General features: G+C 73.6%; 16 protein-coding genes. 7 read left to right on the top strand and 9 right to left on the bottom strand.

The features are described from left to right. Positions 1–18: 18 nt before the first annotated feature. On the top strand, positions 19–462 hold the full coding sequence (locus ACFV18_RS02365; protein WP_380478351.1) for a hypothetical protein: 444 nt from the start codon (positions 19–21) through the stop codon (positions 460–462). Positions 463–469: 7 nt separating this feature from the next. Here ACFV18_RS02365 and ACFV18_RS02370 read toward each other — a convergent pair whose 3' ends face one another. Further along, positions 470–853: a hypothetical protein gene (locus ACFV18_RS02370; protein ID WP_380478353.1), complete on the bottom strand. Its 384-nt coding sequence runs from the start codon at positions 851–853 to the stop codon at positions 470–472. 59 nt (positions 854–912) lie between these two features. Here ACFV18_RS02370 and ACFV18_RS02375 point away from each other — a divergent pair, with 59 nt between their 5' ends. Further along, positions 913–1944, top strand: a complete 1032-nt coding sequence (locus ACFV18_RS02375; protein WP_380478355.1) for a hypothetical protein — start codon at positions 913–915, stop codon at positions 1942–1944. On the opposite strand, the gene ACFV18_RS02380 is transcribed toward ACFV18_RS02375, so the two are convergent. After that, on the bottom strand, positions 1874–3379 hold the full coding sequence (locus ACFV18_RS02380; RefSeq protein WP_380478357.1) for a helix-turn-helix domain-containing protein: 1506 nt from the start codon (positions 3377–3379) through the stop codon (positions 1874–1876). The two genes, ACFV18_RS02375 and ACFV18_RS02380, sit on opposite strands and share 71 nt — an antisense overlap. 274 nt (positions 3380–3653) lie before the next feature. Here ACFV18_RS02380 and ACFV18_RS02385 point away from each other — a divergent pair, with 274 nt between their 5' ends. Next, positions 3654–6848, top strand: coding sequence for a M28 family peptidase (locus ACFV18_RS02385; RefSeq protein ID WP_380478359.1), 3195 nt, complete (start codon positions 3654–3656; stop codon positions 6846–6848). A 78-nt stretch (positions 6849–6926) separates the two neighbouring features. On the opposite strand, the gene ACFV18_RS02390 is transcribed toward ACFV18_RS02385, so the two are convergent. Beyond that, positions 6927–7769: a hypothetical protein gene (locus ACFV18_RS02390; RefSeq protein WP_380478361.1), complete on the bottom strand. Its 843-nt coding sequence runs from the start codon at positions 7767–7769 to the stop codon at positions 6927–6929. Positions 7770–7925: 156 nt separating this feature from the next. Between ACFV18_RS02390 and lepB the strand changes: the two genes are divergently transcribed. Continuing rightward, complete coding sequence (lepB, locus tag ACFV18_RS02395) at positions 7926–8666, top strand: signal peptidase I (protein ID WP_380478363.1); 741 nt, start codon at positions 7926–7928, stop codon at positions 8664–8666. A gap of 88 nt (positions 8667–8754) precedes the next feature. Then, positions 8755–8889, top strand: coding sequence for a hypothetical protein (locus tag ACFV18_RS02400; RefSeq protein WP_380478365.1), 135 nt, complete (start codon positions 8755–8757; stop codon positions 8887–8889). A 4-nt stretch (positions 8890–8893) separates the two neighbouring features. On the opposite strand, the gene ACFV18_RS02405 is transcribed toward ACFV18_RS02400, so the two are convergent. Both ACFV18_RS02405 and ACFV18_RS02410 read right to left on the bottom strand, forming a co-directional pair. Continuing rightward, a complete protein-coding gene (locus tag ACFV18_RS02405; protein WP_380478367.1) occupies positions 8894–9445 on the bottom strand; it encodes an NIPSNAP family protein in 552 nt (183 codons plus the stop codon). Then, positions 9442–9912, bottom strand: a complete 471-nt coding sequence (locus ACFV18_RS02410) for a hypothetical protein (RefSeq protein ID WP_380478369.1) — start codon at positions 9910–9912, stop codon at positions 9442–9444. The genes ACFV18_RS02405 and ACFV18_RS02410 overlap by 4 nt, the downstream gene beginning before the upstream one ends. Before the next feature lie 64 nt (positions 9913–9976). Between ACFV18_RS02410 and ACFV18_RS02415 the strand changes: the two genes are divergently transcribed. Together ACFV18_RS02415 and ACFV18_RS02420 are read left to right on the top strand one after the other, a co-directional pair. Beyond that, on the top strand, positions 9977–10903 hold the full coding sequence (locus ACFV18_RS02415; protein ID WP_380478371.1) for a helix-turn-helix transcriptional regulator: 927 nt from the start codon (positions 9977–9979) through the stop codon (positions 10901–10903). Between the two features lie 58 nt (positions 10904–10961). Further along, on the top strand, positions 10962–11894 hold the full coding sequence (locus ACFV18_RS02420; RefSeq protein WP_380478372.1) for a DUF389 domain-containing protein: 933 nt from the start codon (positions 10962–10964) through the stop codon (positions 11892–11894). A gap of 90 nt (positions 11895–11984) precedes the next feature. Here the strand turns inward: ACFV18_RS02420 and ACFV18_RS02425 are convergent, their stop codons facing one another. The 4 genes from ACFV18_RS02425 to ACFV18_RS02440 form a co-directional block, all read right to left on the bottom strand. Continuing rightward, complete coding sequence (locus tag ACFV18_RS02425; RefSeq protein WP_380478374.1) at positions 11985–13595, bottom strand: MFS transporter; 1611 nt, start codon at positions 13593–13595, stop codon at positions 11985–11987. Between the two features lie 37 nt (positions 13596–13632). After that, complete coding sequence (locus ACFV18_RS02430) at positions 13633–13929, bottom strand: SHOCT domain-containing protein (RefSeq protein ID WP_380478376.1); 297 nt, start codon at positions 13927–13929, stop codon at positions 13633–13635. Positions 13930–14017: 88 nt separating this feature from the next. Next, the gene (locus ACFV18_RS02435; protein ID WP_380478378.1) at positions 14018–14491 is read right to left on the bottom strand and encodes a DUF6325 family protein; all 474 of its coding nucleotides are present in this window, start codon (positions 14489–14491) and stop codon (positions 14018–14020) included. 157 nt (positions 14492–14648) lie between these two features. After that, entirely contained in the window at positions 14649–15305 is a 657-nt protein-coding gene (locus tag ACFV18_RS02440) for a hypothetical protein (RefSeq protein ID WP_380478379.1), read from the bottom strand. Positions 15306–15313: the final 8 nt, after the last annotated feature.

The raw sequence follows: 15313 nt of genomic DNA on the forward strand, positions 1-15313 counted from the left end.
CTCGGCCTCCAGGCCGAGTTGGAGCTACCACAAGCCGTCCGCGCCGCGCTCATCGAGCTGTACGAGACCGAACTCGACCTCGAACCGGGCGACATGGTGGCGATCGACATCGCCGCGGCCATGCTCGCCCGCGCCGCCCAGCTCGACGCCGCGGTCAAGCGCGAAGGCCAGATGATCCCCGGCGGCAACCGCGCCGGGATGATGGTCCTGCACCCCGGCTTCGCGCAGGCCCAGACGAACCGGGCGAGCGCGCGGCCGGCCACCTCGCCAAGTTCCGCGGCGAGGGCGACGGCCCGAAGCGCGGCCACAACGCCCGCGACGCCGTCGGCGCCCGCTGGGACAACCGAGTCAGAGAAGGGGGCCGCCGTGGCACGCCGCAAGACCCGGGCCACCGCCCCCTCGGACGAGTCCCTGCGCATCGCCCGGACGATCGCCTACTACGAAGCTCGGCGGGGCAGCTGACGAGGCATCAGCGCCGTTCGTCGCGCGGGCGGTCCCACTCGTCGTCGGGCTCGTCCGGCCCGTACTCGGCCTCGGACTGCTCGCGCAGCTTCTGCGCCCGCTTCTCGGACGCCGCGCGTTCCTCGGGCGACATGTTCTCCGCCGCGGCGCGCATCTCACCGAGCCGCGCCCCGATCGCCGAGAGGTACCGGTCGGACTCGACCACGTCCCGCATCCCGATCCGCCCGCTCAGCACTTCCCGGGCCATCTGCTGGAGCTCCGGCCCGACGCCGTCCGTCTTGGCGAGCGTCCGCAGCGCCCGGTGCAACTCCGCGGCCTGCGACGGATTGTCGGCGACGTCGAGCAGGTCCGCGTCCGAGATTTCCGGCTCGCGATCGTCTGCTGCGCCCATGGCTGCCCCCTCGGGATCGGTGGATCAGGCGATCATAATCCCCGCCCGGAGGGGGCGTCATGTGCCTCGATCTCCACCCGGCCGAGTGGCGGCGCCGTTGCGGGGATGCGCGGAAAATGGCCTCTCCGCCACCGGTGGAACGATACTGGCCCGCCATGACGAGCGATGAGGACTCGCCCGATCCGGCGTTGCGCCGAGTTCTGGCCAAGGCGGGCGGACCGGAACTGCTGGACCTGCTGACCGAGGGGCTGACCGGTGCGGATCTGACCACGCTGCTTCTGGAAGTCTTCCGGCGCCGGGCCGAGCGGCTCACCCCGACCGAGGTGATGCGGCGTTGTCGCACCGACCGTTTCGTGACCCCGGCCTCGACCGGATTCACGCAACTGCGGCGGGCCGAAGACCTCCTGCTCTCGGCGCTGCCGGACGACTTCCAGTTGGTCACCTTGGCTCCGCTCGTCCCGCTGGCAACGCATACGGCGGTCGCGACCGTGGACCCGCGCAAGGTCGTCGCCACCGTTCGAGGCAGCGAGGTCGCAGCCGACCCGACCAATGCCCTGGCCCTGGAGGCGGCCCGGCGGAGGTCCCAGGCCCTGGCCGCCGATCCCCGCTCGGCCGTGCCGGTCCGGCTGGCCGCCGGCCAACGAGTCGTGCGTGCCCAGCACTTCGACGCGCCCGGCATGCTCGCCCACTTCCAGCTGTTCGCCCTGGTGACCGCCGGCCGGGACACCGGCGGCCGGGCCTTCGAGCAGCAGCACCTGGTCGAGCACCTGCGTTTCGCCGTCCGGGCGATGACACGTGCGGGAGCGCGCCGGACGGAGATCCGCCTCACCTGCCTCGACGAGTCCGCCGCTCCGGTCCTGGCCCGCACACGTACCGAGCTGGCCGGAACACCGGGCATCGACATCATCGACGACCCCGACCGGGCGACCGGACGCGGCTACTACACCGGCCTCCCACCGGCCCAACTGCCCTGCAGGAGCCCGCCTCGCCGCGCCGTACCAGCCGGCACGGACCGAGTTGTCAGATCGCGGCGGCCAGCCGGGCCGCGGTCTCGGTGGCGGTGCGGCCCCAGCGGGGGGCTCCGGCGGTGAGGCGGGTGCGCAGGCCGCGCAGTTCGTGGCGGACCAGGGCGGGGAGGGCGGCGGGCGGGGTGTCGAGGAGGGGGGTGAGGGTGGCGACGGCGGCGTGGGGGTCGTCCTGGCAGAGGTGGCAGTCGGCGAGGCGGGCGGTCAGCATGGCGCGGGCGGCGGGGAGTTCGCCGGTGCCGAGCAGGTCGAGTGCGGTGTGGGCGGCGGCGAGGGCGCGGCGGGCGAGGCGGGGGTCGCCGTTCGCGGCGGCGAGGTCGCGCAGGGCGGCGGCGGACCCGGCTTCGATCCGCATCCGCAGGGCGGCCGGGGTGAGCCAGGGGACCAGGAAGGAGGTGTCCTCGGGCTGGTCGAGGTGGAGGCGGGCCCGGCCGAGGTGGTGGACGGTGGCGGGGGCGTCGCCGGCCAGGGCGGTGGCGCGGGCCTCGCCGATCTGGGAGAGCGCGCCGGACCAGTGGTGGCCGGGCGCTGCGCGGCGGATCTCGCGGGCGTAGTCGCGGGAGGAGAACGGGTCGTCATCGAGCAGGCCGAGCACGGCCATGTCGCTGAGGGCGGCGACCTGGGTGGCGGGGTCGCCGGCGAGTTGGGCCCAGCCGACGGCGCGGTCGAAGCAGGCCATCGCGGTGGCGGGGCGTCCGCCGTGCAGGCGCAGGCTGCCTGCGGCGTGGGCGTGTTCGGCGGCGAGGCGGGCGAGGACGCGGCGGTGCCGGGCGGGTGCGTCCGCGAGCCGGGCGACCACGGCGCGCAGCGTGGTCTCGATCACGGCGCCGGGTCCGCGTTCGCCCACGGCCCGCTCGGCGCTGTGGAGTTGGGCGCCGAGGACGGCGGCGAGGGCGTGCACGGTGTCGGTGTCGATGGGCGCGGCGGGGTTGTCGCAGAACGCCGCGTGCAGCGCCAACACCTCTGCGTGGGACGGGAGTTGACATCCGGCGGCGCCGTGCAGCGGGCACTGCAGGTCCTGGTGCGGCAGCCGGGCGGGGACGTGGTCCGGAGAGGCGGGGGGCACGGCAAGGCTCTCGCCGGGCGGCAGCGGCGGCCGCAGCAGGTGGGCCGGCAGGACGGGCCGGTCGGCCTCGGCGGTTTCGGCGCGTCCGTAGCAGCGGGTCAGTTCGCCGCCGGCGGACAGGAGTTCGTCGAGGCGGCGGACGAGTCGGGGGGTGGCGCGGCGGGCACCGTGTTCGAGGCGACTGACGGCGGTGTGGTCGTAGCCGACGGCGGCGCCGAGTTGGGCCTGGGTCCAGCCGGCCTGGCGGCGCCAGTGGCGCAGGAGTGCGCCGAATTCCTGCCAGCTGCCAGTACCGCCGCCGGCGCCGATCCCACTGCCACTTCCGCCGCCGGCGCCACTGCCACTGCCACTTCCGATACCGCCGCCACTACCGATGCCGCCGCCGGTGCCACTGCCGCTGTCCGGCGTCGCGGCCGGGTCGGGTGCGCCCAGCATTCGCCGCCACCTCCCCGAGGGTTCCGCTGCGCCCGCCCGTGCGGGGGCGGTATTCGAGACGGTACCGAACCGGCCCGGCCGCGTACATGGCGTGGTCTGTACCTGTTGTCTGCCAACTCCGCTGAAGATCCGGGCATTTGACGGAACTTGCCAGCCTTTGGCACGCCCTGTCAGCTCCGTTGACCGTGGCATGGCGAGGGTGTGAGGGTTCCGGGCACCCCACACCTGTGGCGCCCCCACACCTGTGGCACCCCCCACACCATAGGAGCTCTGAATGAAACGCAGATTGCTGACCGCCGGCACCACCCTGGCCGTGCTGGGCGGCATGCTGGGCGGTTTCGCCGGCCAGGCGTCCGCCGCCCCCGCGCCCGTTCCGCTCGCGCCGACGCCACTGGCCGCGGCGGTCTCGGCGGCGGATCTGGCCGCGTCGGCCGGGTTGGACGCGTTGGCCAAGGGTCCTGACGAGTCGTACGAGCGGCGGTCCGTCACCCCGTTCCTGGGCGGCCTGTACTCGGTGTCCTACGAGCGCACCTACCAGGGTCTGCCGGTGGTCGGCGGCGACGCGGTGGTGCTCGCCGACGGCCAGGGCCGGGTCCGGGCGGTGCAGAACGCGGCGTCCGGGCCGGTCGGGGTGCCGACGAAGGCGAAGATCGACGCCGCGGCGGCAGAACGGGCGGCGCGGGCGAAGCTGGCGAAGGTCGACTCCGCCGAGGCTCCCCGCCTGGTGGTCCGGGTCAAGGACGGTACCTCGCGCCTGGCCTGGGAGTCGGTGCTGTCGGGTTCGGACGGGAACCGGCCGAGCCACCTGCACGTGTTCGTCGACGCGGTCACCGGCGAGGTCGCCGACAGCTACGACGACGTGCGGGCCGGCACCGTCAGCAGCAAGTGGAACGGCCCGTCGCCGCTGACCATCTCCACCACCGGCTCCGGCAGTTCGTACTCGCTGCGCGACCCGAGCCGTCCGGGCCTGCAGTGTTCGGACTACTCGACCGGTTCGGTGTTCAGCAAGTCCTCCGACTCCTGGGGCACGGGCAATCCCGCCTCGAAGGAGACCGGCTGCGCCGACGCGATGTTCGCGGCGCAGAAGGAGTGGGACATGCTCCGCGACTGGCTGGGCCGCAACGGCCACAACGGCAACGGCGGCAGCTGGCCGGTGAAGGTCGGTCTGAACGACGTCAACGCGTACTGGGACGGCTCGACCATTTCGATCGGCCACAGCCAGGCCAACGAGTGGATCGCCGCGATCGACGTGGTGGGCCACGAGTTCGGCCACGGCCTCGACCAGTACACGCCGGGCGGCGCGAACAACGAGGCCGGTCTCGGCGAGGGCACCGGCGACATCATGGGTGCGCTGACCGAGGCGTACGCCAACGAGCCGGCGCCGTACGACTCCCCGGACTACACGGTCGGCGAGATGATCAACCTGGTCGGGCAGGGTCCGATCCGGGTGATGTACAACCCCTCGCAGATATCCGGCAACCCGAACTGCTACTCGGCGTCCATCCCGAACACCGAGGAGCACGCGGCGGCGGGCCCGCTGAACCACTGGTTCTACCTGCTGGCGGAGGGCTCGAACCCGGGCGGCGGCAAGCCGTCCAGCCCGACCTGCAACTCCTCGTCCGTGACGGGCGTCGGCGTCCGGGACGCGGGCCGGGTCTTCTACGGCGGCATGCTGCTGAAGACCAGCGGCATGACGTACAGGAAGTACCGCACCGCGACCCTGACGGCCGCCAAGAACCTGGACGCCTCCTGCAACCTGTTCAACCGCACCAAGGCCGCCTGGGACGCCGTCAGCGTGCCGGCCCAGGCCGGCGACCCGACCTGCGTGGGCACCCCGACCAGTGACTACTCGCTGGCGCTGAGCCCGTCCTCGGGCACCGTGCAGCAGGGCGGCTCGACCACCGCGACGGTCTCCACGGCCGTGGTCACCGCCCCGGCGGCGAACGTCTCGCTGTCCGTCAGCGGCGCGCCGTCCGGCACCACCGCGACGGTCTCCCCGTCGAGCGTGCAGTCCGGCGGTTCGGCGACGCTGAACATCGCGGTGGGCGCGAACACCCCGGCGGGCACCTACCCGCTGACCGTCACCGGCTCCGGCCCGGCCAGCCACACCGCGCAGTACCAGTTGACCGTGACCGGCGGTGGCGGCAACCCCGGCGGCCCGGCCCCGGACATCGACGTGGCCAAGGTGCAGGCGCACCTGAGCCAGCTGTACACCGTGGCGCAGCAGAACGGCGGCAACCGCCGGGCGGGCAGCGCGGGTTACACGCAGTCGCTGGCGTACCTGAAGGGCAAGCTGCAGGCGGCGGGCTACACCGTCACCGAGCAGACCTGCACCTCGTGCAGCTACCCCTCCAACAACCTGATCGCGGACTGGCCGGGCGGCCCGTCCGACCAGGTCACCATGTTCGGCGCGCACCTGGACTCGGTCGCGGCCGGCCCGGGCATCAACGACAACGGTTCCGGTTCGGCGGTGCTGCTGGAGAACGCGCTCGTGCTGGCGCAGCAGAACCCGACCATGAGCCGGCACGTCCGGTTCGCCTGGTGGGCCGGTGAGGAGCAGGGCATGCAGGGTTCGGCGTCGTACGTGGGGCAGCTGTCCTCGGCCCAGCGCTCGGCGATCAAGGGGTACTACAACTTCGACATGGTCGGCTCCCCGAACGCGGGCTACTTCATCAACAACGTCAACTCGGCCACCGCGGCCCCGCTGAAGGCGTACTGGGACTCCCTCAACCTCCAGCCGGAGGAGAACGTCGAGGGCCAGGGCCGTTCCGACGACTACTCGTTCCAGCAGGGCGGCATCCCGACCTCGGGCTACGCGGCGGGCGCGGACGCCACCAAGACCTCGGCGCAGGCCGCCAAGTGGGGTGGTACGGCGGGCCGTTCGTACGACTCCTGCTACCACCAGTCCTGCGACACCACCTCGAACATCGACGCGACGGTGCTGAACCGCAACGCCGACGGTGTGGCGTACGCGATCTGGAAGACCTCGGTGGGCGGCACCACCACGCCGGACAACGACTTCAGCGTCTCGGTGAACCCGGCCACCGGCACCGTCCAGGCGGGTGGCTCGGCCACCGCGACGGTCTCCACCGCGACCACCTCCGGCTCGGCGCAGAGCCTGTCGCTCACCGCGAGCGGCGCGCCGTCCGGCACCGCCGTCTCGTTCAGCCCCGCCACCGTCTCCAGCGGCGGCAGCTCGACGATGACTCTCGCCACCTCCGCCTCGACGCCGGCCGGCACCTACACGGTCACCGTGACCGGCTCGGGCGCCTCGGCCACCCACGCCACCACCTTCACCCTGGTGGTGAACGGCGGCGGTGGCGATGGCACCAGCTGGGCCGCGGGCGTCAACTACAACGTGGGTGATGTGGTCACCTACAACGGCGTCGGCTACCGCTGCCTGCAGGCCCACACCTCGCAGAGCACCTGGACGCCGGACGTGGTCCCGGCCCTCTGGCAGCGCGTCTAGCCCGGGGGCGCGGAACGCGGGTGGTACTGCGGCCGGTTGGGGGACCGGCCTCGGCACCACCCGCGCTTCGGGGTGTCGTCAGCCGGGCAGGCGGACCACGGCGACTCCCGCCTGGGACTCGCCGAACCCCCAGCCCATGACGAGCGAGCAGCCGGCCGCGTCCAGCACCTCGCTCCACGGCCAGTGCCCGGAGCCGCTGCAGAAGCCGCCCTCGCTGCGCGCGTCGGCCTCGGAGCGGCAGAGCAGGCGCAGATGGTCGCGGAGCCCGGGGTGCGCGACCGCGCCCAGTCGCGTTTCCCAGGGCTCGGCGGCGGGGCGGTCGGTGCGTGCCTCGCGCCTGGTCATCAGGTGCGCGGGGCCGCGCTCGGTGAAGGTCGCGGCCCGCATCGCCTCGTGCAGGGTGCCGCCGGTGGCGACGCGCAGCACGACGGTCAGCCAGTGGTTCAGCTTTCCGGACGCCTCGCCGGTCAGGTCGATCCCGTGGCGGCGCAGCAGCGGTGCCAGTTCGGCGCCGCGCAGCACCGCTCCGTCCGTCTCGTCCACGGCGGCGACGGCGCGCAGGTCGGCGACGAAGTCCTCGTCGAACGGCCGGGGGCCCTTGTGTCCGTCCTCGCCCCACGCTCCCGCCGCGGCCAGCAGGTCGGGGTCGAAGCGGAACAGCGACGCGCCGAGGTCGAACTGCCAGTTCCACGGGGAGAAGGGATGCGGGCCGTCCGGGTCCGGCAGGTGGCTCGGCCGCGCCGCCGACAGGGCGTCGGGGGTGGCCCAGGAGTTGGGGAACAGGAACTCGTCGAGGGTCTCCGAGGCGTAGTACGCCCCGTACCGGGCGGCGGGGCCTGCCGCCGCTCCTTCGCCGAGGAGTGTCGCGAAGGCCTCGGCCAGCGTGGCGTCCCATCCGCCGAGGTCCGTTTCGGTCGTCACGGGCGATGCTCTCCTGCCTTTCGTGTCACGGGAGTTGGGGCACGGTATCGGCTTGCGGTGACAGGCGTTTTACGTTCCCCCGACGGGCCGTGTCCCTACGATGGCGCCCGGGCGGAGCCGCAAGGGCGGTCCGGCCTCCGGGGGAAGGGTCGTCCGTTGTCGTACCGTGCCGCGCTGCTCGCCAGCACCTCCGCCCGCCTGCGGGCGATCGCCTCGTCGAAGCGGAAGCGGCCCACCGGCCGGCGTTCGGTGCTGCGCGGGCTGGTGGTGCCCGCGGCGGTGGCGCTGGTGCTGGCGTTCGTGCTGAAGACCTTCGTGTTCCAGGTCTTCGTCATCCCGTCCGGCTCGATGATGGGCACCCTGCAGAAGGGCGACCGGGTCGCGGTCGACAAGTTCAGCCCCTGGCTCGGGGACACCCCGCGGCGCGGGGAGGTCGTGGTGTTCCGCGACCCGGGCGGCTGGCTCACCGGCGCCACCGACACGGGGGGTGTCCTCGGTGGCGTCCGCTCCGCGCTGAGCTGGGTCGGGCTGGCGCCCTCCGCCGACGAGAAGGACCTGATCAAGCGGGTCGTCGCGGTCGGCGGCGACACCGTGGACTGCCGCGCCGGCCGGCCCCTGACGGTGAACGGCACCGCGCTCGACGAGCCGTACCTCTACCCCGGCGCGACGCCCTGCGACGACTACCCGGTGGGCACCGTCACCGTCCCGGCGGGCCACCTGTGGGTGATGGGCGACCACCGCAACGACTCCGCCGACTCCCGCTACCAGCAGCTCCACAACCCCGGCGGCGGCTTCGTCCCCACCGACCACGTCGTCGGCCGCGCCCGCGTCCTCCTGTGGCCCCTCCCCCGCTGGGCCTCACTGCCCGTCCCGGCGACCTTCCACCGCCTCGGCTGACGGCCCGGGGCCCGGCCGGGCCGCCGCGACTCCCCGGTTCCCCGTGCTCCTCCGGGTCACGCGGATCGCCCCGGAGTCACACAACGCCTTGAACAGCAGGGCCAGTTCGGGGCGCAGGTACGGCGCCGGGCTCGACGCCGAGGGCTCGTGCGTCGAGGTCGGGGAGGCGGCGGTGGTGTGCGAGAACGCCACGCTGCTGGGGTGCACGGTGCAGCGCCGGTGAACCGTCAGGCCGTCACGGGCGCCAGCCGCAGGCGCTGGAGCGGCGGCCACGGCGGCGGGGCGGCCGGGCCGAACCAGACGCGGACGTCGAGGCCGGTGCGGACGGGGAGTTGCGGGTAGTCGTTGACGGCGTGTTCGGTGCGGTGCAGGGCGTGGCACGGGTGCAGGTGCCGGTCGGCGTACGTGTCGAACGCGGTGGCGGACGGCGGCCGGCAGATCGTCACCTCCACCTCCTTCGTGCCCGGGTCGGGGCGGAAGCCGGGGCCGCGCAGCAGCAGGACGTCGTCGCTGTCGGCCATCGTGGCGTTGGCCTCCTCGCGGTGCGCCCGCCACACCTGGCCGCCGTAGAACGCCTCCAGGGCGCGCCGGCGGTGTGCCATGTCGGGGAAGGCGCGGATCCAGACGAAGCGGTCGGGGTCGTCCAGGTCACGGAAGCGGCCGCCGAGCGTGATGCCCGCGTCCTGCTGGCCGGCGACGAACTCGCGCTCGAACAGGTCGATCAGGGTGTCCCGGGCGCCGGGGTGCAGGGTGTACTGGCGAAGTTCGACGATGTTCATGCGGCGGCTGCCCCGGTGCGGGTGAGGTCCATGGTCCAGTTGAGTTCCCAGCTGCGGCCGCCGTCGGTGGAGAAGGCCTGTTCCCAGCGGGCGGTGTCGGGTCCGAGGCGGTGCCAGGTGAAGTGCACGCGGATCGGGCGGCCCTCGTACTGGTCGTCGCCGTAGAAGTCGCCGCGGTCGCCGGTGAACCCGCCGACCACCGGCGGGTCGAGCCGGCCGGTGCGGCTGTCGGACCAGTGGATCGTCCACTGCCGCGCCCGGTGGTCGTACAGGCGCAGCGTCACGCCCTGCCGTCCGAGGGTGGGAAAGTCGATCTCGTCGATGTTCCCGGCGCCGCCGAACAGTGGCCGGACCACCGCGTGGCCGGGGAACTCCGCCCAGGTGCCGCCGGGCGGCTCGGCCAGCGGGGTGGTGAGACGGCGGTTGGCGACCTGCCAGGTGCCGTGCAGGAAGTCGAAGTCGTTCATGCGGCGCACGCTACGGCCGCTCCCCTGACATCCACTGTCAGTGAAGTCCGGGACACTGGCGATCATGCGTGCGAGCCGACTGGTCACCCTCCTGCTGCTGCTCCAGAACCGGGGTCGGTTGACGGCCCGTCAGCTGGCCGACGAACTCGAGGTCTCCGTCCGGACGGTCTACCGGGACGTCGAGGCGCTGGCCGCGGCGGGCGTCCCGCTGTACGGCGAGGCCGGGCACGCGGGCGGCTACCGCCTGGTGGACGGCTACCGGACCAGGCTGACCGGGCTGACGGCCGACGAGGCGCAGGCCGCGTTCCTCGCCGCGCTGCCGGGCACCGCCGCCGAACTCGGCCTGGGCGAGGCGCTCACCACCGCCCGGCTGAAGCTGCGGGCCGCGCTCCCGGCGGAGCTGCGCGCGCACGCGGACCGGATCCAGGAGCGTTTCCTGCTCGACGCCCCCGGCTGGTACGGCGACGCGGACCGCACCCCGCACCTGGCGGCGGTGGCCGGCGCGGTGTGGGCACGGCAGGCGGTACTGCTGCGCTACCGCCGCTGGCGCGCCCCCGAGGAGATCTCGCGGCGAGTCGAACCGTACGGCCTGGTACTGAAGGCCGGCCGCTGGTACCTGGTGGCGGGCGGGCCGTCCGGGATCCGCACCTACCGGGTCGACCAGATCCTCGAACTCACCTGCCTCGACGAGGAGTTCACCCTCCCGCCGGACTTCTCCCTGCCCGCGTACTGGGCCTCCCACCTGGCCGATTTCCGCGCCCGCCTGCACACCGGCCACGCCCTGGTCCGCCTCACTCCGGAGGGCGCCCGCCGCCTCGGCGTGCCCCCGGAGGGCGCGTGGACGCACGCCCGGGTGCCGATCGAGTCGGTCGACCACGCACACGGCGAGTTCCTCCGTCTGGGCACCGGGATCGAGGTCCTGGAACCGCCCGAACTCCGCGCCCGCCTCGCCGCCACGGCACGCACCCTGGCGGCCCGCTACGCCGGGTGAAGCGGGCCCGGGGGCAGGGCCTAGGGTTTGGCGGACAGGCGACCGTCCGGAGGACTCCTTGCTTCAGCTGCGACTCATCGTTCCCACCGACCTGCGCGGGCAGGTGCTCGACCGGCTCGACGCCTGCGTCGGCGTCGCCCATGTCGCGGTGCTGCCCGGCGGGGCGGTCCGCCCGGCCGGCGACCTGGTGCTGTGCGACGTGGCCCGCGAGGCGGCTTCCGAACTGCTCGGCGAGCTGCGCGCGTTGGGCCTGGCCGAGCACGGGGCCATCACCGCGGACGAGTCGGGGCTGACCATCTCGCGGGCCGCCGAGGAGGCGGAGGAGCGGGCCCCGGGCGAGGGCGTGGACGCGCTGGTGTGGGAGGAGGTGTCCGGGATCGTCCACGAGGAGTCCACTCTCAGCTGGGTCTTCCTCGCCCTGCTGACCGTCGCCACCATGCTGGCCGCCTGCGGCGCCGTCCTGGACAGCGCGATCCTGGTGGTCGGCGCGATGGCCGTGGGCCCGGAGTTCGGCCCGCTCGCCGGGCTGTGCGTCGCGATGGTGCAGCGCCGGGCCCGCCCGGCGGCCCGCTCGCTGCTGGCTCTGCTGGTCGGGTTCACCGTGGCGATGGTCCTCACGGTGGGGTTCGCGCTGGCGATGGACGCGCTCGGCCTGTTCAGTGACGCCAAGTTCGCGGCGGCCCGCCCCAACACCTCGTTCATCTGGCAGCCGGACGCGATGTCCTTCGTGGTCGCTTTCCTGGCCGGTGTCGCGGGCCTGCTGTCGCTGACCTCGGCCAAGGCGTCCGCGCTGGTCGGGGTGGCGATCTCGGTCACCACCGTGCCGGCCGCGGCCAACGCCGCGGTGGCCGTGGCGTACGGCGAGTACGCGCAGGGCTGGGGCTCCGCGGTACAGCTCGCCCTCAACCTGTCGGGGATCGTCCTCGCCGGGGTGCTCACCCTGCTCGCCCAGCAGGGCGCCTGGCGCTTCGCCCGCCGCAGGCGGCGCTGAACGCTGCGGACGGCGCTGACCGCTGCGGGCGGCACCGAACGCCGCGAAGGCTCTGGGCGCCGCGAAAGGCGCTGAGCGCCGCGAACGGCGTCAGCCCGACGGCCGGGGTGCCGTGCGGGTGGTGGGGAGGTGGCGGGTGGTGGGGAGGTGGCGGGTGAACAGCAGCGCGCCGCCGGTGATGATCGCGCAGGCGAGGACGGCGGACTTGAGGCCCTGGATCTGCGCGTCCTGGTAGTGGCCGACGATCGCCTCGGCCTCCTGCGGCGGGATGTCGGTCCGGGCGGCCAGGTCGGCCGCGACCTGGTCGGCGGGAACGAAGGACACCCCCGCCTCCACGTGCGTCCCGGTCTCCTGGGCGACGGCCTCGCTCACCCGTGGGTCGCTCTCGATCCGGGTGGTGACGGAGGCGGCGAGGGCGCCGATCAGGAGTGCGCCGATCAGCGCCGTACCCAGCGAGGAGCCGAGGTTCTGCGCGGTGTACTGCAGGCCGCCGGCCTCGCTGCGTTCCTCCGTCCGCACGCTGGACTGCACGGTGTTGCCCAGCTGCGAGGCGAGCATGCCCATGCCGACGCCGAGCAGCGCCATCGCGCCCGCGAACGAGGCGCCCTTCAGCTGCGGCCCGATCGCCGCGATCAGCCACAGCGTGGCGGCGAGCAGCACCAGCAGGCCGGTCCGGACGATCGTCCGGGAGGAGGCGAACCGCAGCAGCAGCGAGCCGCACATCGAGGTGGCGAGCATCGCCACGGACACCGGCAGCAGCCGCAGGCCGGTCTGGAAGGCGTCCAGGCCCTGCACGACCTGGAGGTAGAGCGGGATGACGAAGAACAGGCCCAGCAGCACGGTGTTCTGGTTGAACAGCGTCACCAGCCCGGCGCGCAGCGGCTGGTTGCCGAACAGGTCCAGCGAGACCAGCGGCGTCCCGCCCCGCCGTTCGCGGTGCCGCTCGTGGACGGAGAAGAGGTACAGCAGTACGACGCCCAGCCCGATGGCGAACAGCGTCGGCGCGAAGCCGAGCACGGTGAACGGCGGGTTGCGGGGCTGCACCCAGCCCCAGGTGCCGCTCTGCAGGACGGCCAGGACCATCAGGGCGAGACCGGCGGCGGACAGTGCGGCGCCGAGCACGTCCAGCGCGGGTCGCACCTTCGGCGGGGGCTGCGCCGGCACCCAGCGCATCACCGCCAGGATCGCGACGACCAGCACCACCTCGCCCGCGAACACCAGCCGCCAGGTCAGGTAGGTGGTGACCCAGCCGCCGAGCAGCGGCCCGACGGCGATGCCCGCGCCCGCCAGACCGCCGACCACGCCGTACGCGATCGCCCGCTCCCGCCCCTGGTAGGACCCGGCCACCAGGGCCGCCAGCGCGGGCAGCACCAGCGCCGCGCCCAGACCCTCGATCACCGACCAGCCGAGCGCGAGCACCGCGACGGTCGGGGCCAGCGCGGTCAGCCCGGAGCCGATGCCGTACACGACCAGCCCGATCACGAAGACCTGCCGCCGGCCGACCATGTCGCCGATCTTGCCGCCGGTCAGCATGAAGGCCGCCATCACCAGGGTGTAGAGGGTGATGACGGCCTGGATGGTGGTCACCTCGGTGTGGAAGTCGGCAACCAGCTGGCTGATCGACACGTTCATCACCGAGGCGTCCAGCACCATCAGGAACTGGGCCGTCCCGAGGACGATCAGCGGCTTCCACCTGTTCACTGCGCCTCCCAGCCTGCCGGGCGTGCCGGTCCCCGGTTCAGCCGCCGAGGATCCGCGCCTTCTGCGCGGCGAACTCCTGCTCGGTGAGCACGCCCTGCTCCTTGAGGGTGGCGAGCTGCTGGAGCTGGTCGAGCTTCTGCTCCATGCTCGGGGCGCCCGCCTGCGCCTGTGCCTGCGGCGGCGGGGGCGGGGCGGCGGGCTCGGCGTAGCCGACCTGCTGGGACTCCTGCTGCGCCCACCGACCGGCCTGCCGACGGGAGACCCGGTTGGAAACGGCGGTGGCGGTACCGGAGATGACCGCCGTGCGGGCGACGCCGCGGAGCAGTCCTGGCATGGTGTTCTCTTTTCTCTTGAGGCTTCTCCGGGGACTTCTCCGCAGGCTTCTCCACGGACTTCCCCGCAAGCTTCTCCACGGACGCGGTTCAGGCCGTGCGCCCGGTCCCGGTCCCGGTCTCCTCGATCGCGTCGAGGACGTCGACCAGGTCCTGCAGCGGGACGCGGCCGCCCGCGAGCATCCGGGCGTCGGCCCGGCGCAGCGCGGCGGCCAGGGGGGCGGCCCACCGGTTCTCGTAGAGCAGGACGACGGCGGAGTCGCCGGGGTCGAGCAGGGCGCCGGCCTCGGCGAGGTCGGCGTCGCCGAGCAGACCGGAGGAGGCGCCCTCGAACACGGCGAGGTCCAGCTTTCCGTCCCCGTCGAGGTCGGCCACTTCGACGCCCACGACCGTGCCGTCGGCGCCCTTGCGCAGGAACGTCAGGTCGAGGATCCGGATGATGCCGCGCTCGACCAGGTCGAGCAGCAGCGGCATTCCCTCACCGGTCAGTCGGCTTCCCGGAAACGAGATCACCAGGTAGTCGATCGGGCCCAGTTCGTCCGGGCCCTGGGGTTCGTTGCTCACGGCGGCTCCCGGGGACGGCCGGTCGGCCACGTTTGCCGACCGGGATCGGGCCGGCGGCGCTCGCCGCTTACCGGCCCGGTCCCACGCTAGCCCGCGCCCCGGATCTCCGCGCCCCGGTGCGGCCGGGCCGCTACGCCGGGTGAACGGGCGCGGGCCGCTACGCCGGGTGAACGGGCGCGGGCCGCCGGGGGCGCAGCAGCACCTCACTGCCGATGGGGGTGAACCCGCACGCGAGGAAGGCGCGCAGCGAGCGCGCGTTGCCGGGCGAGACAGCGGCGAAGACCGGCTCGCCTTCCGGGACGAGGGTGAGCGCGTCGGTGATCAGCGAGCGCCCGCGGCCCGGGACGGGCTCGTCCGGATCGTTCAGTTCGATGCTCAACTCCCGGCGCCCGGCCAGGCCTTGGGCGAGGGTGACCAGTCCGCGCCCGTCCCCGTACACCTCGACGCCGCTGCGCAGCTCGCGGGCGTGCCGTACCCGGGGGTGCTCGTCCGCCCCGTCCAGCGCCCCGAGTTGTGCGGGGCCGCCGCTGCCGGGGGCCACCAGCGTCGCGTCGAGGCAGCCGATCCATCCGCCCGGGCCGGCCAGGTGGCGCAGGAAGTCGGGCGCCATCGACTCGCCGAACCCGTCCGCGCCCAGTGCCCGTACTTCTTCGGCGGGCCGCGCGGTGGCGACCACCGCGTGCCCGGTGAACGCGACCGAGCACTCCAGCCCGCCGCCCAGCGGCCCGTGCACCGTCACCTCGCCGTCCGCCGGCGGGAACACGCCTTTGGCGGCGTTCAGGAAGTACTCCAGCAAGGGATGCGACTCGATCATCCTTCTAC

The sequence above is a fragment of the Kitasatospora sp. NPDC059673 genome, assembly GCF_042734215.1.
Taxonomy (GTDB): Bacteria; Actinomycetota; Actinomycetes; order Streptomycetales; family Streptomycetaceae; genus Kitasatospora.

Excerpts from the sequence above, each read along its gene's own strand:
- ACFV18_RS02370 (WP_380478353.1), bottom strand. The coding sequence starts at position 853 with ATGGGCGCAGCAGACGATCGCGAGCCGGAAATCTCGGACGCGGACCTG.
- ACFV18_RS02375 (WP_380478355.1), top strand. The coding sequence starts at position 913 with ATGTGCCTCGATCTCCACCCGGCCGAGTGGCGGCGCCGTTGCGGGGAT.
- ACFV18_RS02380 (WP_380478357.1), bottom strand. The coding sequence starts at position 3,379 with ATGCTGGGCGCACCCGACCCGGCCGCGACGCCGGACAGCGGCAGTGGC.
- ACFV18_RS02385 (WP_380478359.1), top strand. The coding sequence starts at position 3,654 with ATGAAACGCAGATTGCTGACCGCCGGCACCACCCTGGCCGTGCTGGGC.
- ACFV18_RS02405 (WP_380478367.1), bottom strand. The coding sequence starts at position 9,445 with ATGAACATCGTCGAACTTCGCCAGTACACCCTGCACCCCGGCGCCCGG.
- ACFV18_RS02410 (WP_380478369.1), bottom strand. The coding sequence starts at position 9,912 with ATGAACGACTTCGACTTCCTGCACGGCACCTGGCAGGTCGCCAACCGC.
- ACFV18_RS02415 (WP_380478371.1), top strand. The coding sequence starts at position 9,977 with ATGCGTGCGAGCCGACTGGTCACCCTCCTGCTGCTGCTCCAGAACCGG.
- ACFV18_RS02430 (WP_380478376.1), bottom strand. The coding sequence starts at position 13,929 with ATGCCAGGACTGCTCCGCGGCGTCGCCCGCACGGCGGTCATCTCCGGT.
- ACFV18_RS02440 (WP_380478379.1), bottom strand. The coding sequence starts at position 15,305 with ATGATCGAGTCGCATCCCTTGCTGGAGTACTTCCTGAACGCCGCCAAA.